Genomic DNA, 21627 nt, shown 5'->3' on the forward strand with positions numbered 1-21627 from the left:
CCATGTCGAATATAATTCTGGTTCTGGATGATGACGTACATGTTAGGGAAAGTCTTGCCATAAGCCTTGAAGATGAGGAATTTCACGTCTATCAGGCAGGAAGTTCCGAAGAAGCAATGGCCTTTTTAGATAAAGAAAAAGTGGATATGGTCATCGTAGATCTCAGGCTTCCGGGGATGAATGGGACAGATTTTATCAAGGAAGCCCGTAAAAAATGGACAGAACTGAAATTCATTATATATACCGGATCGCCCGAGTTCAGCATCCCGGTGGATCTGGCTGAGGTTTCCAGTGTTTCAAATTCCATATTTTTGAAGCCGCTGCCTACTTGCGAAGGTATGGTCAGTGAAATAAAACGCATGCTGAATTAATAACCTACCATATTTGCAATAATGGCGGGGTGGCGCTATCAGGTTAACTGAATAACGCTTTTCCCGGAGAATATTTTTGTGCCCCCGAAAAAAGAAGAAATAATATATATAGAAGCCAAGGCTCCTGCTGAACCTCCTCCGGAAGAGGGATTGCCCCCGTGGATGGCCACCTTCGCGGATATGGTAACCCTGCTGCTGTGCTTCTTTGTTCTGCTGCTTTCTTTCGCAAATCAGGATGTCGCGAACTTTGAAACTCTGAAAGGATCGATGAAGGATGCTTTCGGTGTGCAGACCAAGGACAAGACCGGTAAGCACATGGCTTTTTCCAAAAGTCCGCATACCGCATCTTCAATGAGCGCCAAGGCCAAAAAATCGATGCAGGCGCTTGAAGTTGATGTCAGAGCCTTTATAGCTGCCGGTAAAATGAATAAGCTGATGGCAGTTAATAGTGATCAGCAGGGGGTTCTGGTCAGGGTGCCCTCCCGTGCTATTTTTATGCCCGGAACAGCTACTATTAATCCTAAGGTGGCAAAAATACTGGATAAGGTCGCCGGGATTATGAAAAAGAAAAATTTTAACCTGGTTGTGCGCGGACATACTGATGACCGGGCCACGAGAAATAATATCTACAGTTCCAACTGGGAGCTGTCCGCTGCAAGGGCTGCTTCCTGCCTGCGATATGTACTCAAAAAATCAGGGATTTCTTCAAAACGGGTTAAGGCTGTAGGGTACGCCGGAACTAAACCGCTGGTCCCGAATACTTCTGACCGGAACAGGGCCATCAACCGCAGGGTTGAATTTTATTACCAGCCTCCTTCGGATAGATGGTAATTGGTGTCTGTGGACTGATTAAAAAAAATCCCGGCATTCCTTATGTGGAAGTGCCGGGATTTTTTTGATGAAAAATATGGTTTATTGTTTTTTACGTTTTTCCCAGAGTTTCATTTCTTTCATCTTTTTGCGTCGTTCACGCTGCAGGGATTTGCAGACCAAAGGTGTTTTCTTCGCGTATCCCCATTTCTCCCGATATTCTTCCGGAGTAAGGCCGTATTTTGCAAGGTGACGCTTAGTCAGTACCTTGAAAGACTTGCCCGATTCCAGACAGATGATGCTCTTTTCTCTGATGGCTTTTTTAGGATCTACCGGCGGGGTCGGTTCCTGAGAACCGTTATCGAACATGCCGTCACTGATTTTTTTGATTCCTGCAGACAATTTCTGCACCATGGAGGTGATTTCCTCTTCAGTCATGGTTCTTACGCTGGCCTGAGCTTTAACAATTTCAAGGGCCTCTTTCAGATGATCTTCCATATTATCTCCCCTTATTCTGTTGTTATTTTCTATGTGTTATAAATTAATGAAAAATTATGTTCGGCAGTTACTGCTTGGTCTGTTTATGTCTCTCTTTATTGTAAACCTTGCATGCAACTGATCATTACCAATAACACTATCTGTGGATAAAGGTGAAGTAGAATGTTAAATTCTGATTATTCTTTGTGAGTATTGCACGTGAGTTATAGTACGTGTCCATGTCTGTGTTACTCAAATTGATCATTGAGGCGGACTAAGCAGTTGGATGTTATATGTTCGGATGTTTGACTTTGTAATCTTTAAAAAAAAGTTTGCATTACTTTTTTAAGGTAGTTGAGTTATAACTTTGCTGTAACTGTTTTTTCTGTGGGGGAGTTGTTTTCTTTTTTAAGTGAATTAAATCATTTCTTATAGCTAGAGAGGTCTTTCTATGCCTAAAGATATTAAAGATTTTTTAAATGAAATAGGTGGAATGGATGTTGATTCTCTTGAAAACTGCGTCTGCCGCCATCATCTTTCCAATCTGGGGCGTGATTATGGCCGCACGGATATTTTCTCTCTCTATCAGGCTCTTGCTTATACTTTGCGGGACCGTCTGGTCGGTAATTGGATTAAAACCCAGCAGTCTTATTATAATCAGCGAGCCAAAAGCGTTTATTATCTTTCACTTGAGTTTTTGACCGGTAAATCTCTGGCCAGCAATACCTTGAGCCTTGGGGTGGAAAAGGAAGTGGTTGAGGTCCTCGATAGGTTCGGGGTTTCCCTTGAGGAAACTGAAAACGCGGAAGCGGATGCCGGGCTGGGGAATGGCGGATTGGGGCGTCTTGCATCGTGTTTTCTCGATTCCATGGCCAGTCTTGGAATTTCCGGTTACGGTTACGGAATCAGGTACGAGTACGGAATTTTCAAACAGGCAATTGAAAACGGTGAGCAGGTTGAAGCCCCGGACGATTGGCTGCATACCGGTAATCCCTGGGAATTCAACCGCAAAGGTTTCATGTTTACGGTCCGGCTCTATGGACGTGAGGAACAGTTCACACACGAGGATGGATCTATCCGGCACCGGTGGGCGGACAGCGCCAAGGTCATGGCTGTCCCGGTGGATATGCTTATTCCGGGATACAGAAACGAAAATGTGATCAATATGCGACTCTGGGAGGCCCAGCCTGCAAGGCGTTTTAATTTCGACCTCTTCAACAGCGGTGATTACATTCGGTCCATGGAAGACGCGGTTCGTTCCCAGACGATTTCCAAGGTGCTCTATCCTAATGACCGGCTGAGTGAAGGGCGAGAGCTACGTCTTGTGCAGCAGTATTTTTTCGTCTCGGCTACGATTCAGGATATGATGCGCCGGTTTAAAAAACTGAAGCTTGATTTTTCCGAGCTGCCCAACCGGGCGGTAGTTCAGCTTAATGAAACCCATCCGGCTATCGCCATCCCGGAACTTATGCGTATCCTCATCGATGAAAAAATGCTGAACTGGGATCAGGCATGGCGCATCTGCCGCAGAACATTTGCCTACACCAATCACACGGTAATGCCTGAAGCCCTTGAAAAATGGCCTTTGGACATGATGCGGAATGTGTTGCCGCGTCATGTTTCCATTATTTTTGAAATTAATCGCCGTTTTATGGAAGATGTGAAAGCCCGTTTTCCCGGTGATGAAGATCGTCTGAAACGTATGTCAATTATCGAGGACTGCGAGTTTCCTCAGGTTCGTATGGCGTGGCTGGCTGTGGTAGGCAGTTTCACCGTGAACGGGGTTTCCTCCCTGCACGGGGAGTTGATTAAGAAGAATATTTTTCAGGATTTTGTGGAAATGTTCCCCGGCAGGTTCATTTCGGTAACCAACGGGATAACTCCGCGCAGGTGGCTTAGACAGTGTAATCAGTCACTTTCGAAGCTCATTACCGAAACGATAGGGGAGGAGTGGGTTACAGATCTTGACCAGCTGAGCAAGCTTGCTCCTCTGGCCGATGACCCTGATTTTCAGAAGCGCTGGTATGAATGCAAGCTCAAGGAAAAGAAGCGTCTCGTTGACTATGCCCGCAATGAATACGGACTTTATATGCCTGCGGACTGGATGTATGATGTGCATGTAAAGCGCATCCATGAATACAAACGCCAGCTGCTTAACGTGCTGCACGCAATAACTCTCTACTGCCGTTTGAAGCGCAACCCGAACAGCGTTGCCGTGCCGAGGCTTAAGATTTTCGCAGGTAAAGCGGCCCCCGGCTATTTTTTGGCAAAGCGCATCATCAGGTTGATCAATGCGGTGGGGGCTGTTGTCAATTCAGACCCTGCGGTAAATCATAAGCTGCGCATCGTTTTTATGCCCAACTATAGAGTTTCACAGGCGGAACGCATTATTCCCGCAACCGATCTTTCCGAGCAGATTTCATTGGCCGGGACGGAAGCTTCCGGAACCGGAAATATGAAGTTCGCCCTGAACGGTGCCTTAACCATCGGTACTCTTGATGGTGCCAATATTGAGATTATGGAAGAAGTCGGCCGGGAGCACATGTTCATTTTCGGTATGGATGCGGATGAAGTGGAAACGCGTAAACAGAACGGCTATAACCCTTCGGAAATTGCTTCAGCGGATCAGGAACTGGGCGAGGTTTTGCATTATATCGGCGATGGTACTTTTTCGGAAGGGGACCGCGAGCTTTTCCGACCGATTCTGGACGCCCTTTTTAACGGCGGGGATCAGTACATGGTTCTTGCCGATTATCGGGATTATGTCGACGCGCAGGACCGGGTGGATAAATTATGGCTGGATCGCAGCGGATGGCTACGCAGTTCCATCCTCAATACCGCCGGTTCCGGGTATTTTTCCAGTGATCGGGCTATAATGGATTACGCCCGTAATGTATGGGGAATCCGGCCCATGGATATGGAAAAATAGCCTGATTTTAACCCGACCTTAACATAACCGCCTGTTCCTCGTGGAATAGGCGGTTATGCAGTTTAAGAGGGTGTTAACCATATGATATCTGCCGATTAGTTATGTGTGCCGGAGGAGATTAAGCTCATCCCAGACATTTCGCGGGGTGCGGGAGGTTTTGCTTTCAGCGGGAAATTTACATATATTGTAGCTCCAGAACTGATTATAAGAATGGATACCAGATAATGAAAATGAAATTTCGTCCTTTTACGGCTTTCCTGCTGATTCTCCTGCTGCTTGCGGGAGTCTGCACGTCCCTTTTTCATATGGGGTTTTTCGATGCTTTTTTTACTGATGAAGTAGCAGAAATTCAGCAGCAGGGAGAAGGTCCGGTTGTCCGGCGCGAGGTGAGCAATCTTGTTTTGCCGTTGGAGGATTCTGGAGATGAGACTGTTCAGGATGAGAGCGGTCTTAAAGAGACCGACATAAAGACTGAAAACAAGCCTGCGGAAGAATATACAGCGGAAAAGAAAGAGCAGGAAAAGGCCGATATAGTCGTTCCTGCTGTGGTAGATGAAAAGGCTGCCCCGGAAGATAAGTCTGCCCCGGGAGATAAGTCTGCCCCGGAAGATAAGCCTGCTTCCAAGCCGGAGTCTGTGAACCGGGAGAAGGCTGATTCCCCAAAACCCTTATCTGCCAAAGGTTTTGTAAAAGGATTGAGCTCTGTCTGTAACATGCCAAAAGTCGAAATAAAGATTGCGCTTTCTTCGGCTGCGGGAAAAATAAACTGGTTCAATCTTGATAAGCCGCGCCGACTGGTAGTGGATCTGTATGGGAAATGGGAGAACAAGACTAAGTCCCTGTATCGCATAAAGAATTGCCCGATTCAGAAGGTCGTCCTAGGCGAACACCCTGATAAATTGCGTCTGGTTATCTATCTTGACCATGAGAGCCTCTCTGCAAAGCTCAAGCCGGTAATCCAAAGGCATGATAAAGAGGTTGTCCTACGCCTTGATTTTTGATTCATACCTGCTGAAAATTTAAATTTAACGCCCTGTGGAGCTTGATGCCCGCAGGGCTTTTTTTATGGTCATAAATAAAAATGTCTGATTTTAACATATTGAAATATAAGTTTTTAATAGTGCGATGTTGCGCGTAACATAAACGTAACGACCGGGTCATTGCCCTGTAACCCGTGGCAGATAGTTAATTCATGTCACTTAAGAATGGTGGCAATCTTTATGATGTGTACCAATTAAGATCGGGATCGGACGAACCTGGTCCTATTTTATTTTATATAAATTTATGGAGACAATGTAATGGGGCAAGCTGTTAAAATCGCTTCCAAAAATCTTGACTTTTATTATGGTGACTTCAAGGCTCTTGAAGATATTTCCATGGATTTCGAAGAAAACAGGGTTACCGCGCTTATCGGCCCTTCCGGTTGCGGTAAAAGTACTTTTCTACGTTGTCTGAACAGAATGAATGATCTTATTCCCGGAACACGTGTAGACGGCGATCTCACCCTAGATGATGAAGATATTTACGCTCAGGGATTGGACGTGGTTACTCTCAGAAGGCGTGTGGGCATGGTTTTTCAGAAGCCCAACCCCTTTCCTAAATCCATATTTGAAAATGTCGCTTACGGTCTGCGTGTGAATGGCATTAAAGATAAAGAGTTCGTAGCCCACAAGGTAGAGGAAAGTCTCAAGGGCGGCGCTCTTTGGGATGAAGTGAAAGACCGCCTGCATGCTTCCGCGCTCGGACTTTCCGGCGGTCAGCAGCAGAGGCTGTGTATTGCCCGCGCTCTTGCAGTTGAGCCTGAAATCCTGCTCATGGATGAGCCCGCTTCAGCCCTTGATCCCATTGCGACCCAGAAGATTGAGGACTTGATTCACGAACTTAAAAAGAATTTTACCATTATTATTGTGACCCATTCCATGCAGCAGGCTGCGCGTGTGTCCGATCAGACCGCATTCTTTTATATGGGGCGCCTCATCGAAACCGGTAAGACGGAAACCATGTTTACCAAGCCTAAAAACAAGCAGACTGAAGATTATATCACAGGTAGATTCGGTTAAGGGTTGCGTTGTCACTGTAACTGGTCCGAATTGACGGATCTCAAGTTGAGGAGTTTTCATATGGAGCAGCGTGCCCACTTTGTTAAAAAAATGGATGACCTGAAAGTTCAGGTCCTCAGGATGTCCAGCATGGCAGAAACGGCTCTGCAAAATTCAGTAAAAGCTTTGGCGGAAAGTAATGCCGAACTGGCTGAAGACATCATCATGAATGATATCAAAATCAATGAGCTTGAGTATGAGCTTGATGAATATAATCTGGGACTGCTGGCTCTTGATCAGCCCATGGCCCGGGATTTGCGTTTTATCGTAGGGTCCATGCGTATCAGCAGCAATCTCGAGCGGATAGGTGATCAGGCGGTTAATCTTTCACACCGGGCGGTTTTTTTGAGCACTCGCCCTCCGCTCCCATTTAACCAGTTGCTGGACCGCATGAGCACCATTGCGATTGAAATGGTTTCCAAGGCGGTTAAAGCTTTCGCGGATGAAGATCACGTACTTGCTGCAGAAGTATGCGGCATGGATAATGAGGCAGATGGTCTCAGTGTTCGGATTCTTAAGGGACTTATCGAGAACATGGTCTCTGAAACAAGAATTGTTGAGCGTGGTGTCCATTTGATCATGGCTGCCAGCCATCTGGAGCGTATTGCGGACCAGGCTACCAATATTGCCGAATCAGTTATTTTTATTACTCAGGGCGTCAATATCAAGCATCAATGCAAAGGCTAAACCTAAGCTGTCTTGATTTATTTTTTTGAATGAGCCGGATTTATTCCGGCTCATTTTTTCGTTTAAGCATTGAGCGCAAACGATTTCGGACAGCTGGAGCATATTTAATCCGGTTTACATAAGTCCTTTTTTAGGATAGAAGCAGTTCTCTTAATCTCAAGTCGGAATTTCGTAACCGGGGATATTAAAAATCGCAGGTGTATGATTTTTCGTCAGTATTGAGGTTTTCCCTTAACGGGCATTAGGGATAAATTGCGGCCTTTCAGGCCAACGGACAATCTGGGCCTCGGCTGCCTCGGAACGCGTGAACAGATTGTTTCCAATGCATTTCTCCCATAACATATGTGCCGAAATTTTGTCCGAGGACATCGTTGTTGGAGGTAACCCATGGAAAACAATGAAAACATGAACGCCGAAATGGAAATGGACTTTGAGGCTGCCCTTGAAGATTACCTAAATGCCGATTTCGGAAATCTGGACGAAGGAAGCATCGTTTCCGGTGAAGTAGTTAAAGTTGATAAAGATTTCGTTCTTATCGACGTTAACTTCAAATCTGAAGGCCAGATTGCAGTATCTGAATTTTTGGATGCTGACGGTGAAGTGACTGTAGCAGTCGGTGACAAAGTAGACGTATTTGTTGCAAACAAAAACGAAAACGAAGGCACTATTCACCTTTCCCGTGACAAAGCCAAACGCATGCAGCTCTTCGACAAACTCGAAGAAGTGCAGGAAAAAGAAGGCGTTGTCGAAGGCAGAATCATCCGCCGCATCAAAGGTGGTTACACCGTTGATCTTGGTGGCGTAGAAGCATTCCTGCCTGGTTCTCACGTTGATCTTCGTCCCGTTCCTGATATGGACGCTCTCGTTGATCAGACTTACGAATTCAAGATCCTTAAAATTAACCGTCGCCGCAGCAACGTTATCGTTTCCCGCCGCGTTCTTCTCGAAGAACAGCGCAACGAAATGCGTTCTCAGTTGCTTGAAACTCTTGAAGAAGAGCAGACCGTTAAAGGTAAAGTCAAAAATATCACTGAATACGGTGTATTTATTGACCTCGGCGGTCTCGACGGTCTTCTGCATATCACAGACATGTCCTGGAAGCGCATCAAGCATCCTAAGGAAATGGTCGCACTCGGTGATGAGCTCGAACTGAAAGTTCTGAACTTCGATAAAGAAGGCCAGAAAGTTTCTCTCGGTCTGAAACAGCTCGTTCCTGATCCGTGGGAAGATATTTCCGGCAAGTACCCCGAAGGTGCCAAGTACACCGGTAAGGTTACCAACCTCGCCGATTACGGTGCATTCGTTGAGCTGGAAGCAGGTGTTGAAGGTCTGGTTCACATTTCTGAAATGTCCTGGACCCGTAAACTGCGTCATCCCTCCCAGATGGTACGCGTTGGCGATGAAGTCGACGTAGTTGTTCTGGGTGTAGATCCTGACAAAAAACGCATCTCCCTCGGTATGAAGCAGGTTAAGCCGAATCCTTGGGATGTTGTTGCTGAGAAATTCCCCGAAGGTACTATCCTTGAAGGCCAGATCAAAAACATCACCGAATTCGGTGTGTTCATCGGCATCGAAGACGGCATTGACGGCCTGATTCACGTTTCCGATATCTCCTGGACCCGCAAGGTTCGTCATCCTTCAGAAGTTTACAGCGTGGGCGATTCCGTACAGGCAAAAGTCCTCACTGTTGATAAAGAAAACGAGAAGTTCACCCTCGGTGTTAAACAGCTCTCCGAAGACCCCTGGTCTCAGGTACCCTCTAAGTACCCCGTTGGCTGTACCCTCGAAGGTCTCGTTACCAACATCACCGACTTCGGCCTCTTTGTAGAAGTTGAAGAAGGTATTGAAGGTCTGGTTCACGTTTCTGAAATCTCTCATAAGAAGATCAAGAATCCTTCTGAGATGTTTAAAGAAGGCGTTACCATCCAGGCTAAAGTCATCCACGTATCTGCTGATGAGCGTCGCCTCGGCCTCTCCATCAAGCAGCTCAAGGAAGACACCGAAAAACGTCAGCCCAAAGAATTCCGTTCCGGTTCCGCCGACAGCGGCAACACTCTGGGCGAACTGCTGAAGCAGAAGCTTGCTGATGCAGCTGACGCAGCTGATGCAGCTGCAGCAGAGACTGAGGATGAAGAGTCCTAAAAACGGTTTCTCTGTAAGACATCCGATTCTTTTCGGTTTCAGTCTGCTATTAATGGCTGTGGCTCTCCTATGGGGAGCCGCAGCCTTTTTTCATGGTAGGCTGGACTTGTTAGGTGCCGACAGGATCGGGGTTGTGAATTTACAGGGAACCATCGTAAAATCATTGCCTACGGTAAAGTTTTTGCGCGACCTGCGCCGTGATGATTCAGTGAAAGGTGTTTTACTGCGGGTTAATTCTCCCGGTGGGACCATCGCTCCTTCTCAGGAACTTTATCACGCTGTGAAAAGATTCGCTGAGGTCAAGCCCATTGTGGCTTCCTTCGGTACTGTGGCGGCCTCAGGCGGATATTACGCAGCTGCTCCGGCCACTAAAATTATTGCCAGCTCAGGTTCCATCACCGGTTCCATCGGGGTTAAGGCCGAATATGCCAGCTTTTATCAGATCATGGAGAAGATCGGGGTTAAGCCCATCATAATCACCAGCGGTAAAATGAAGGCTGCAGGCTCTCCTTTTGTAGAGCTTACCCCGGGACAGCGTGAATATTTGACCGAGTTAATAATGGACATGCATAATCAGTTTGTTTCAGATGTCGCTACGGCCCGTAAACTGGATCGTAAAGATGTGGCTAAGATTGCAGACGGCAGGGCTTTTACCGGAAGGGAAGCAAAGGAACTGGGCCTTGTTGACCGTATTGGCGGGTTTGAGGATTCTGTTACTGTGCTCAAGGCTCTGTGCGGGATTGATGGTGATGTAAAAGTGATTGAAGGCCCTGAAGAAGAAAAGCCTTTGATCAAGGAAATTTTAGGTTATATCGGAATTATCCCGGAAGGTTCAGCTACCGGGGACGGGCTGATCTTTTCATATTGATTTTCTGAATTCAGCTGAGAGCATCCATGTTCTCCTTTGCATATGAAGTCTTTTATGCGACCCTACTGAAGGCTGGGTATAAGAGGCTGTAAGACTTAATTGAATCCGCCGGAGAGTAGGTTCAATTATATCGTTAGCGAGGCTTAAATGGCAACCAAATACGATCAGATTGTACGTGAGTTTTATGAAGGACAGTCCGGTTTTACCGTTCTGCTGAGCGATGAACCTTCTTTCTACAAGCTTCTGCGCGGTACTCTACACAAAATTCTGGCTATTCGTAGGGATTGCCTTGCCTATTTTCAGGAACAGTCTTCGTGTTTGAGCGAGATAAAGGATAAGGTCGGCTCAGGACAGCCGGTACTTGTTTTTGTTGAAAGGCTGCTCAAGGGCAGACCAACAGCCGATTTCATTCTAAATATCCACAAGCTTTTCCCGGAAATCAAGGTGGTGGTTCTGACTGACGAAACCAGTCAGGAGGAGCTCATCTTTTTACATGAGCTTGGGGCCAACAACATTATTACCAAACCTGTTTCCGTGGACAGTCTGGTTCAGAAACTTGCATTTACCATTAAACCGCAGGGCAAGCTGGCCCAGCTTGTGGAAGCAGGAAAAACTTTTTTACGTAATGGTGAACTTAACAAAGTCTTGCTGGTCAGTGCTAAAATCCTTGAATTAAAGCCCGGCAGTCCGGCGGCTCTTATGCTGCAGGGGGATGCTCAGTCCGGCATGGGGCAACGAGACGAAGCCCTTAAATCATATTTACAGGCCCATGAACAGTCCAAGGTCTTCATGGAGCCGATTAAAAAACTGGCGGAATTCTACAAGGGTAATGATAACTCCCAGTATCTGCATTACCTAAAAAAACTGGACTCCATCAGCCCGCTGAATACCGAACGAAAGTGCGAAATAGGCAAGGTTCACCTTGAGCGTGAAGAGCTTGATGAAGCGGAAACGTATTTTGATCAGGCTGTGCGTTGCGCGGTGAAGGAAGCGCATAATTATTTATCGCAGGTTATGAGCGGAATAGCTGAATCGCTTTTTGATGTGGCCCCGGATAAGGCAGAGAAGTATTATGCTAAACTACTGCAGGTGAAAGCCTCCAGCTTGAGCTCTGATGACCTTGAGACCTACAACCGTCTGGGAATTGCCTTGCGTAAGCAGGGTAAGTGGGAAAAGGCGGTGGAAAATTATATGGCTGCACTTAAAGTCGCTCCTAATGAACCCGGCCTTTATTACAACATTGGTCTGGCTTATAGCGACGGTAAAGAATATGCCCGATGTGCAAAATATTTTAAACGGGCCGTTCGCTCTGAGGGCATGATTCATAAGTCAGCTCCTTCGGTGGCCCGGAACATCGCCGGTATTTTTATCAAGGTAGGTATGAGCGATGAAGCGCGTGTGGTCATAGAAGAAGCGCTCACTGAATTCAAGGATGACGACAAGTTAAAGGCCTTGCTCACGAAGTGCAAGCCGTAGGCTTAACCAGCCTTACTCAAATTTTCATAAAGCGGATCACATAGATAATGATAGTTACCCGCCCTGCCGGCTTTTGCTGCAGGGCGGGTTTGATTTTTATGTGCGCTAAGAGAAATGGAGATCGTCAGCATGGACTTGATCACCGGAAACGTCCGCGATCATGGTCTCACCTCCGGCAGCATCACCGTTGGCATCATACCAGAGCTGATGGCAGCCATCGAATACAAAGTAGGCATCGGTAGTTCCCGCGTTGGCATTGCCTGTGTAGCTGCTGTCATAGTCGTGGAATCCAGCGGAACTGTCTAAATCGGAGTTGCTGAAATTAAAATAGTCTTTACCGGAATTAAAGCCGGTGATTGTGTCACCACCCTCAGAAGCGGAATTGTAAATCAACTCTGATTTATATGTACCGTCGAGATTGATAGTGTCGTTACCATGGCCACCGTGAATGGTGGAATCCATGGCTGAACTGGCGGTAATGGTGTCGCTGTAACCGGTACCGATGACACCTTCGATGTTTTTGAAAAAGTCATTTGATGCACCGGATGCAGTTGTGTAAGTGCCGGAACCTGCAGCGTTGGCCCCCAGATTAACGTTTACACCTGATCCGCAGTCCAGTCCTGAAAAGCTGATAAAGTCAATTCCACCTCCCCCGTCAATTGTGTCTAGCCCAGTACTTCCTTCAAATGTTTCTGAGGCATCTGATCCGGTGAAGAAGTCATCTTCGGATGAACCGATGAAATGTTCGATTCCATCAAAACTATCTGTTTCCGAGCCGCGTTCGGCTGTTCCAGCTTCGGCGTCAATTGTTACAGCTATAGAGTGATCCCGGTAATCGAGGGTATCAATACCGCCTCCTCCGTGGATTATATCGTTGCCGAGACCACCGATAAAGGTTTCGCCATGGCTGCTTCCGTTGAAGGTGTCGGCATGGTCGGAGCCTTGGAAAGCCTCGATATTACTGACAGTGTCCGTGCCGTCCGAGTGCATGATATTGGCAATGGTTGCATCAAGGTTGAAGGTTACACTGCTGGTCGATGCCGTGTAATCTACGCGGTCATGTCCTTCTCCACCGTCCAGTATGTTGTTTCCTTTTCCTCCGGCAAGGTTATCATCTCCGTCTCCGCCATGAATAACGTCATAGCCTTCTCCACCGGAGATGCTGTCGTTGCCAGCCCCGCCCATCAGGTTTGCTCCGATAGTTGACCCGATTATCGTATCATCGCCATCAGAACCGATGAGGTTCTCAATGCTGGTCAACTCGACATAATTCTTTTCACTGACATCGGATCCTTGGTAGATGTATACGTGCCCGGCAGAAAGGTCTGCATCAATGTGGTAACTGCTGTCCAGATTATCAAACTGAACCCAGTCACTTCCTCCGCCACCATCAATTTTATCCGCTGTAGAAGATTGAGCTGCTGAGCTGTATGAATTATTAATACCGGGAGCAAAAAAGTTTACACCGTCGTCACCGGTAAGGACATCTTGGTAGTTAGAACCTATAACACCTTCGATATTAACTATTGTATCTGTAAAATCTCCGACACTCACTTGGGTTCCAGTGCTTCCGTTGAGAGTCAGGGTAACTCCTTGCGTAGCGTTGGCATAGGAAACATAATCAATACCACTTTCACCATCGAGAAGGTTAGTTCCTTTGCTTGCGTACAAAATATCAGAACCGCCACCGGCATGTACTGCGTCGTCCCCATCTCCACCATTAAATGTTTCGTTATTCGAGCTTCCGTTGAAGATGTCGTCATCGTCGGTTCCTATGAATGATTCCACGCTGGTGAAATGATCCTGCTGAGCTTCTAATCCATCGGAATCTTTGTGGTCAACGGTTCCGCCGGAAGTGGTGATGTTAACCTCTACGCCGAAAGAATGGCCGGCAAAAGACATGGAGTCTGTGCCTTCTCCACCATCGAAATAGTTATTGCCGAATTTACCGGTAAAAGAATCGTTTCCTTTGCCACCGGAAAAGGTATCACCTTCGTTCAAGGCCCCGGTAAAAAAATCGTTGCCGTCAGAACCGATGAACTTGCTGATGTCATGAAAAGTATCGGTGCTGGTTGTTCCGTTCTCTATGTGCTTTGCACTGTTGTCATCAATTTTAATTGTGACTTGTTCTGACCCTTCGTAGGAAAGGGTGTCCGTTCCCATGGCTGTGCCGGCTATACCGCCGTATATGGTGTTGCTTCCTGTACCCCCTTTTAGGTGGTCATCTCCATCACCGCCGTAAATGGTGTCATCTCCATCTCCACCACTTATCGAATCGTTTCCGGCATCACCATAAAGATTGTCATTTCCCTCACCCCCACTGAGCCAATCGTTTTCGTCTCCACCATGAATTGTATCCCATCCTGCTTCTCCGCTTAATGAGTTTGCTTCACTGTCTCCATGTATTTCATCGTTTGCAGAAGAACCCAGAACATGCTCAATGTCATACAATACCGTAGTTTCGCCGTCTGTCCCGGTCGCTGTGTTAGCGGAGAGGTCCACGAAATTATGGAAAGTGCCGCCATTCATGGCAAACCAGTCTTGTCCGTCATCGCCCCAGATACGGTCATTTCCGCTGCTGGCAGTGAAGTAGTCATTATCGTTGCCGCCGTGCAGATCATCGTTGCCGGAGCCACCGGTCAGGGAGTCATTCCCGTCTCCGCCGTACAGGTCATCGTTGCCGGAGCCACCGGTTAGGGAGTCATTTCCATCTCCGCCATACAGGGTGTCATTTCCCCCCTCGCCATCAATGGTATCATTTCCGGCATCGCCGTATGAAAAGTCGTCTCCAGAACCTCCCTGAATGGAGTCATTTCCGTCTCCGCCGTGCAGATCATCGTTGCCGGAGCCACCGGTCAGGGAATCATTCCCGGCATCACCGTATAAAAAGTCTTTTCCTGAACCACCAAGGATAGAGTCGTTCCCATCACCGCCTTGGAGGGTGCCGGTCGTATTGCTGATCCTGGTCAAAGTATCATCGCCTGATGAACCCTTAACGTTTTCGATGCTTTCCAGATCAATGATGCTGACCGGTTCGTGGTCGGAGTCGCTGGTGGAGTCAAAAATGCTGACGGTTCCAGCATCGCTGGAGTCCGAAGAATATTCCAGAAAAAAGTTATTGGCGAGATCCTCAAACTGGACCCAGTCACTTCCTATTCCACCGTCAATGGATTCGTGGGTGGTACTGTCTGCGGTATCGAATTCTCCATTCAGTCCGGGCAGGAATCTGTTGTCGTTGTCATCGCCTGTAAGGGTGTCATGATGCGGGGTACCGATGACGCCTTCAATGTTGACCAGTACATCGTGCCCGTCATCAGTCGTGACGGTTACTTCGCCCTCGCCGTTTTTGGCACTCAGGTCTACGGTAACCCCATGCTTCTGCCCGTAAAAAGATGCGAAGTCGACTTCATGCGTTTCACCGGAACCACCATCAAGATAGTTGTATGAGCCGCCACCGCCGTTGAGCACATCTTCTCCGGCACCGCCGTATAATGTGTCGTTGCCGGCCTGGCCGAAAAGTTCATCATCGCCTGCGCCGCCGGAAAGAGTATCGTTCCCCTGATCACCGTAAATGGTATCTTCCGTGCTGGAACCGATGATTGTATCGTCCGCTGTAGTTCCCTTGATTATTCCGCTGCCGTTAATAACGCTTGGCCCGTCATCCGTACCTGAGTCTCCGTCACCTGTGCCGGAATCGGCTGCTTCAGTACCGTCCCCGTCCAGAGGATCTTCTGTGGGAGTCTCTTGAGGGGGTGTTGCTTGGGTATTCGTCTGATCCGGTTCATCATTATCAGGATTATCGCCATCGGATCCTGAATCATTGCCCTGCTGTTGGTCAGTTCCTTTAACATCCGCTTTATCATTCGGTTTCGGAGGTTGTCCTATTTTATTAGGTTCAAAATTTTTCTGGTTGGCAAGGGCCTTATCGCCGGGATCTATGACACCCTTGTTTACATGTAATGCTCCGCCGTCTGCACCTTCCCCTTCAGCAGGGTCTCCGCCGCCGGGAGCGATATCACCGGGAAGTCCTTCCTGAGCATTTTGCCCGTCTTCCTGCTGTGCCCCTTCTTCTCCAGCATCCTGATTTTCGGCTGACTGCTCTTCCTGAGCCTGCGCGTCAGTGGACTGATCATCGTTCTGTTGATCATCATCCTGCTCGTCATTCTGCTGATCATCGTTCTGCTGTTCTTCTCGCTGGTCCTGAATTTCCTGCTCCTGCCTGATATTCGCAGGTGCGATTTTACGGAACGTGGCGAGTTCCTGCGTGGAGAGGGGGCGGATAGGGCTGAGTACGCCTGATCCGCTGATATCGGACATCTGTCCGGCGAAAAGCTGGCGGATATCTCCCGTGGCTCGGCTTTGAAGGATCATGGCTTTACCGGCGTGAATTTCTTCTACACCGTGGCTTTCACCTGAAGGGCCGACTTCGCTGAGAATGATTGTGCCGCGGATACCGATGGTCGCAAGCGGCGAGCCTAGTTTGAAACGGTCTGGATTCTGTTCAGCAATTTTACCGGTGACAGTACGGAATGTTCCTTGTGCGATGTCACCTAGAAAACTGGAATCTCCCCCGTCCGGGTCATATACATAGTCGTCTAAGGCTATGCGGGAGTTGCCGCCCTGTGAGATAAGGGTGTCGTCAGCAAAGCGAACTTCAATGTTTCCGCCGTCGCCGGTGACCAGCTCATCTCCTTGATAGATCGGGCTTCCAGCTTCCAGAGCGCGTACTCCGGTTGCTGATTCAGCATATGCGTCACCGGACATTCCGGTAACTATTCCGATCTCATGAGCGTTTATTTGCTCAGCGGGCATCTAGGCTCCTGTGTAAATATGGGTGATTTATATATTGTATGTCGTATTAATTTAAATAACGATGAGTAGTAAATAAACTAAAACATTCATGGCCGTACTGCAAGTTTTTGGGTAAAAAAGAACCCTTTATAATTCCTGTATTTGTACGAAGATGTCTTTTTGAAGCTTGTATTGTGTCCTGCAAATGGTATAAGCTTATAACTTAAGAAGTATATTTATTTTCCTTTATCGTTCGGAGTAGCGCATGGGTATTTTTGGAAATAGCAGAAGGGAGGGGCAAAAAAGACTTGTATGGTTGAGGGTTGCCGTTCCTACGGTGGTTTCCTTTATGCTTTTTGTTATTGTACTTTTTGCAGTTCATATGCCTGCTGTGCGGGATACAATGCTTGCCCAGCGTAAAGCATCGTTGAAGCATATGAGCCAGTTGGCTATAGGGGTGCTGGACCATCTGCACGATCAGGAACTTAAGGGATTAATTTCTGGGGAAGAAGCAAAAAAGAGAGCTATCGGAATTATAGGGATGATGCGTTTCGGGTCGGAGAATAAAGATTACTTTTGGATAAATGACTTTGACGCAAAGATGGTAATGCATCCATATATGCCTGAACTTGACGGTCGTGATATGAGCAATTTCACCGATGCCAAAGGTAAACTTCTGACCCGGGAAGTGTTAAATGTTACGAAGAAGAACGGTTCCGGGTTTGTGAATTATTATTGGTATTGGCAGGACCAGTCTGGCAAGGTTGTCCCTAAAATTTCACATGTGCAGCGCTTTTATCCGTGGAAGTGGATAGTGGGGACCGGTCTCTATCTTGATGATCTTGAGGAAGAGGTTGCCACGCGTAACCGTGAATTGATAATGATGACGGTCGCGATTCTCGGAGTTATTCTGCTGCTTTCATTTTACACAATTATTCAAAGTCGGAAAGCCGGGCAGCAGATTCTTGAAAGTGAGGCCCTCTTCAAAGGTATTTTCAATAACAGCCAGCAGTTCATGGGAGTGCTCAGCCCTGAGGGAGTGCTGCTCCTTGCCAATAAAGCGGCTCTGGATTTTATTGATGCCAGTGAGGATGATATCAACGGGCATTATTTATGGGAAACCCCGTGGTGGAATGATTCGCTGGAAGAACAGCGGCAGCTTAAGGAGCTTATTCAGGTAGCCTCTTTCGGCGAGGTCGGGAAAGGGCTCTTCAAACATGTTAATGATGAAGGAACAAGCCTTTATGTTGATTTCTCCGCCAAGCCTGTGGTCGATGAGAACGACAAGGTGTTATTTCTGATCGCCGAAGGTCATAACGTGACGGAGCTTAAAGATGCGAAGGACAAAATAGCTTTAAGTGAAGGCATGTTTCGGGGTATTTTCAGCCAGTCATTGCAGTTTATGGGTGTTATCGGTCTGGACGGTACACTTCTGGAGATCAATAAAGCCGCCCTTGATGTGCAAGATGTAACGGCGGAGGACGTGGTTGGGCGTCCCTTCTGGGAAGGGCCGTGGTGGCAGAATCCGCCATCTCTGGTCGAAGAATTGAAAAAGGACATAGAAAAAGCCGTCAACGGACATATCGTTCGGCGTGAAGTTGTCACCGAATCCCCGGACGAAGGGGGGCGGTATGTTGATTTTTCATTGAAACCAGCCTTTGGGCCGGATGGGAAAATTTTCTTTCTGCTTGCCGAGGGCAGGGACGTTACCGAGCTACGTGTGATTCAGGAGCAGATCAGTGAACTTAACCGCGATCTTGAGCGGAAAGTAGAGGAACGGACTGCAGAATTGAGTCGTTCAGTCGAAAGTCTGGAAAATGCACAGAATCAATTGATTCAATCTGAGAAGATGGCCGCTCTCGGAGATCTTGTTGCCGGGGTCGCCCACGAAATCAATACTCCGGTCGGCATAAGTGTTACTAGTATCAGCTTTATGGAAGAGAAGCTGAATGAGATATCAAAGAAGATGGAATCCGGGGCATTACGCAAATCAGATTTTGATAAGTTTATATCCATAGCGAAAGAAGCCACTCAATCCAGTATGCTCAATCTTCATCGGGCTGCTGAGCTTATAGGTAATTTCAAGCAGGTCGCTGCGGATCAGGCCTCCGGACAGAGACGGACCATTAATTTCCGTGAATATCTCGAAGAAATTCTGCTCAGCCTACGCTCCAAGTATAAGAGAACCAAGCATAAAATTAATATAAATTGTGCCGATGATCTTGTTCTAAGGACCTATCCCGGTGCATTTATGCAGATTTTCTCTAACCTGATTATCAATTCCCTTATTCATGGGTTTGAAGGAGTTGAGGCCGGAAATATCGACATTGGGGTTGAGGTTGATGGTGATGATATTGTCATCCGTTATACTGACGATGGTAAGGGCATGAGTGAAGACAGTTTGAATAGGATCTTTGAGCCTTTTTACACTACGAAAAGGGGAAAAGGCGGGACGGGGCTGGGCATGAGTATCGTATACAGCCTTGTGAATAAAAGGTTGGGCGGGGTCATAAAATGTTCAAGTGAGGAAGGGCAGGGTACAGCCTTTACCATCACTATTCCCGGTGAATTCGTTGTCGAGGACTGATTTTCCTTATTTACAGGCCCTTGACTGGTCGATTTTAAAACATATCTTTCATATACCGTATCGTTTCAGGTGCGGTATTTTTCTGCCAAGTTAAAAAAACAGGAGCTTTCAATATGACCAGTCAGATCAAAACTTTTTTCCTGCTCGCCGCGCTTACGGCTATCATCCTTTTTCTCGGGGGAATGATGGGAGGACGGACCGGGCTTGTCATAGCCTTCGGGCTTGCCATGTTTATGAACGTCGGCAGCTACTGGTATTCGGATAAAATTGTCCTTTCCATGTATAAAGCGCGTCAGCTTTCCGCCAATGATGCTCCGCAGGTTCATGCTATGGTTCAGGAACTGGCAGCCAATGCCGGAATTCCCGCTCCGCGGCTTTTTGTAGTTGATCAGGATTCACCCAATGCTTTTGCCACCGGTCGTAATCCCGAAAACGCTGTCGTCGCCGTAACCAGCGGAATCATGCGCATACTCACCCCGGAAGAACTGCGCGGGGTAATTGCCCATGAAATCGGCCATATTACCAACCGGGATATCCTGATTCAGTCAGTAGCCGCAGTGCTCGCAGGGGCAATTATGATGATTGCCAACATGATGCAGTGGGCTGCTATTTTCGGCTTCGGCGGTGATGATGAAGATGGCGGAACCAATCCCTTTGCCGCGATTCTTGTGGCAATACTCGCGCCCGTTGCCGCTTCTTTGATTCAGATGGCCATCTCCCGCTCACGTGAATATCTTGCCGACTCTACCGGCGCACGTATTTCCTGTGATCCTAAAGCACTGGCATCAGCCCTTTACAAGCTTGATGCGACCGCAAGGAATATTCCCATGGATGCCAACCCGGCAACCGAGAATATGTTTATTGTCAATCCTTTCAGCGGCGGTAACATGGCAAACTGGTTCAGCACACACCCTTCAACCGAGGACCGCATCTCCAGACTCATGGCCATGGCCGCAAAATAACGGTAGAAAATCCGCGGTAAATTTGCCTGCGTATTGCAAAGGTCTTTAAATGTTTAAATATTTTCTTAAAATAAATCTTATTATTCTGTTGGCATTGGTCTCCATTAAACCGGTATTTGCGGAAAATGACGACTCCCTGCGCAGAACTCCTGTAGTGCGGGCGGTGCAGAAGACAGCTCCGGCCGTTGTAAATATCAGCGTGACCCGGATAGTTGAACGGGGAATCTCCCCTTTCGGGCAGATGTTCGGAGGACAGGGCTTTGATCTTTTCTTCGATGGTTTTGAGACCCGTAAACGCAAATATCGCTCTCAGGCAACCGGCTCAGGCGTGATCATCAACGGACGCCGGGGCTTGGTGCTGACCAACGCACATGTTCTTGCGGGCGGTAGCGATATCAAGGTAAAGACCCTCGGCGGAGAGGAATACAGCGCCGAGATTGTCGGATCAGACGCTGATTTTGACCTTGCCGTGCTCAAGATCAAAGGAGCCGGAAACCTGCCGCAGGTCGCCATGGGCGATTCCTCGGATATATACATCGGCGAAACCGTTATCGCGATCGGCAACCCTTTCGGATACACCCATACGGTGACCACCGGGGTTGTTTCCGCGTTGAAACGTACCGTGAAATCAAAGGATGATGCGTACACGGATTTTATTCAGACCGACGCAGCCATCAATCCCGGAAACAGTGGAGGCCCCCTGCTCAATATCCTGGGGGATCTGATCGGGATCAATACCGCCATTCAGGCTCGTGCCGAGGGAATCGGCTTTGCCATTCCCATCAACCGGGCCAAGCGGGTGGTCAAAGAACTGCTCGCTTCAGGTACCGTTTCACCTGTATGGCTGGGACTGAGCGGTCAGGATCTCGACCAGGGATCAGCCAGCTATTTCGGCCTTTCAAGAGTTTACGGAATGCTGGTGAGTGATGTTCATAAAAATACTCCGGCGGCCTATGCCGGAATTAAACCCGGTGATGTCATCCTGAAAATTAACGGCATTGAAGTTGAAGATAAGGCCGGGTATCTGGCCCTGCTCCGGGTTCAGACCCGCAGCGAGGATGTGGAACTGGAAATTTTGCATGAAGGTAAAGTTCGGCAAGTGGTGGTTCGTCCGCAATCATTGGGCCCTCGGGAAGTCCGGACACAGGCGTGGTCCCGCTGGGGAATGCTGGTTGATAAGGATTCCCGCGGACGCGGTATGCTGGTCAGCAAGGTGCGCGCGAACAGTGCCTCCGCCCGGTTGGGACTCAAAGCCGGTGATAAGATCCACCAGATCGGCAATCATCGGGTGGAATCACAAAAGGACTTCCTTGATTCCTTTTTGCGCTACCGCATGAATAACAAGGTGATGCTCAAGGTTCAGCGCGGACGTAATTTCTATTACGTAAAGCTGAATAGTTAGTTTATTGACCGAATTTAAATATAACG

The 21627-nt window shown here is 47.8% G+C and carries 14 protein-coding genes; 12 read left to right on the forward strand and 2 right to left on the reverse strand.

Features of this window, described 5'->3' with window-relative positions:
- The first annotated feature begins 2 nt into the window (after nt 1-2).
- Complete coding sequence (locus tag ACKU35_RS05530) at nt 3-371, forward strand: response regulator (RefSeq protein ID WP_319763928.1); 369 nt, start codon at nt 3-5, stop codon at nt 369-371.
- Nucleotides 372-449: 78 nt separating this feature from the next.
- Entirely contained in the window at nt 450-1202 is a 753-nt protein-coding gene (locus ACKU35_RS05535; protein WP_319763930.1) for an OmpA family protein, read from the forward strand.
- 81 nt (nt 1203-1283) lie between these two features.
- On the opposite strand, the gene ACKU35_RS05540 is transcribed toward ACKU35_RS05535, so the two are convergent.
- Nucleotides 1284-1679 (reverse strand): MucR family transcriptional regulator, encoded by a 396-nt coding sequence (locus ACKU35_RS05540; RefSeq protein ID WP_319763932.1) that lies wholly within the window; start codon nt 1677-1679, stop codon nt 1284-1286.
- Nucleotides 1680-2109: 430 nt separating this feature from the next.
- Here ACKU35_RS05540 and ACKU35_RS05545 point away from each other — a divergent pair, with 430 nt between their 5' ends.
- From ACKU35_RS05545 to ACKU35_RS05575, 7 genes are all read left to right on the forward strand, one after another.
- Nucleotides 2110-4587 (forward strand): glycogen/starch/alpha-glucan phosphorylase, encoded by a 2478-nt coding sequence (locus ACKU35_RS05545; RefSeq protein WP_319763934.1) that lies wholly within the window; start codon nt 2110-2112, stop codon nt 4585-4587.
- Nucleotides 4588-4811: 224 nt separating this feature from the next.
- The gene (locus ACKU35_RS05550; protein WP_319763935.1) at nt 4812-5588 is read left to right on the forward strand and encodes an AMIN domain-containing protein; all 777 of its coding nucleotides are present in this window, start codon (nt 4812-4814) and stop codon (nt 5586-5588) included.
- Nucleotides 5589-5885: 297 nt separating this feature from the next.
- Complete coding sequence (pstB, locus tag ACKU35_RS05555) at nt 5886-6647, forward strand: phosphate ABC transporter ATP-binding protein PstB (protein ID WP_319763937.1); 762 nt, start codon at nt 5886-5888, stop codon at nt 6645-6647.
- A 60-nt stretch (nt 6648-6707) separates the two neighbouring features.
- Nucleotides 6708-7373, forward strand: a complete 666-nt coding sequence (phoU, locus tag ACKU35_RS05560) for a phosphate signaling complex protein PhoU (protein WP_319763939.1) — start codon at nt 6708-6710, stop codon at nt 7371-7373.
- Between the two features lie 387 nt (nt 7374-7760).
- A complete protein-coding gene (locus tag ACKU35_RS05565) occupies nt 7761-9515 on the forward strand; it encodes a 30S ribosomal protein S1 (protein WP_319763941.1) in 1755 nt (584 codons plus the stop codon).
- The gene (gene sppA, locus ACKU35_RS05570; RefSeq protein ID WP_319763942.1) at nt 9502-10383 is read left to right on the forward strand and encodes a signal peptide peptidase SppA; all 882 of its coding nucleotides are present in this window, start codon (nt 9502-9504) and stop codon (nt 10381-10383) included. The genes ACKU35_RS05565 and sppA overlap by 14 nt, the downstream gene beginning before the upstream one ends.
- Nucleotides 10384-10530: 147 nt before the next feature.
- Nucleotides 10531-11859, forward strand: a complete 1329-nt coding sequence (locus ACKU35_RS05575; protein ID WP_319763944.1) for a tetratricopeptide repeat protein — start codon at nt 10531-10533, stop codon at nt 11857-11859.
- A gap of 105 nt (nt 11860-11964) precedes the next feature.
- Here the strand turns inward: ACKU35_RS05575 and ACKU35_RS05580 are convergent, their stop codons facing one another.
- Nucleotides 11965-16671, reverse strand: coding sequence for a FecR domain-containing protein (locus ACKU35_RS05580; RefSeq protein WP_319763946.1), 4707 nt, complete (start codon nt 16669-16671; stop codon nt 11965-11967).
- Between the two features lie 244 nt (nt 16672-16915).
- Between ACKU35_RS05580 and ACKU35_RS05585 the strand changes: the two genes are divergently transcribed.
- The 3 genes from ACKU35_RS05585 to ACKU35_RS05595 all read left to right on the forward strand — a co-directional run bounded on the left by ACKU35_RS05585 (nt 16916) and on the right by ACKU35_RS05595 (nt 21601).
- Nucleotides 16916-19237 carry a cache domain-containing protein gene (locus tag ACKU35_RS05585; RefSeq protein ID WP_319763948.1) on the forward strand — a complete coding sequence of 774 codons (2322 nt, stop codon included), beginning with the start codon at nt 16916-16918 and terminating at the stop codon, nt 19235-19237.
- Nucleotides 19238-19350: 113 nt separating this feature from the next.
- On the forward strand, nt 19351-20199 hold the full coding sequence (gene htpX, locus ACKU35_RS05590) for a zinc metalloprotease HtpX (protein WP_319763950.1): 849 nt from the start codon (nt 19351-19353) through the stop codon (nt 20197-20199).
- A gap of 49 nt (nt 20200-20248) precedes the next feature.
- Nucleotides 20249-21601: a trypsin-like peptidase domain-containing protein gene (locus ACKU35_RS05595; RefSeq protein WP_319763952.1), complete on the forward strand. Its 1353-nt coding sequence runs from the start codon at nt 20249-20251 to the stop codon at nt 21599-21601.
- Nucleotides 21602-21627 lie beyond the last annotated feature (26 nt).

Origin of the sequence: Maridesulfovibrio sp., assembly GCF_963676065.1 — a bacterium.
Classification (GTDB): Bacteria; Desulfobacterota; Desulfovibrionia; order Desulfovibrionales; family Desulfovibrionaceae; genus Maridesulfovibrio.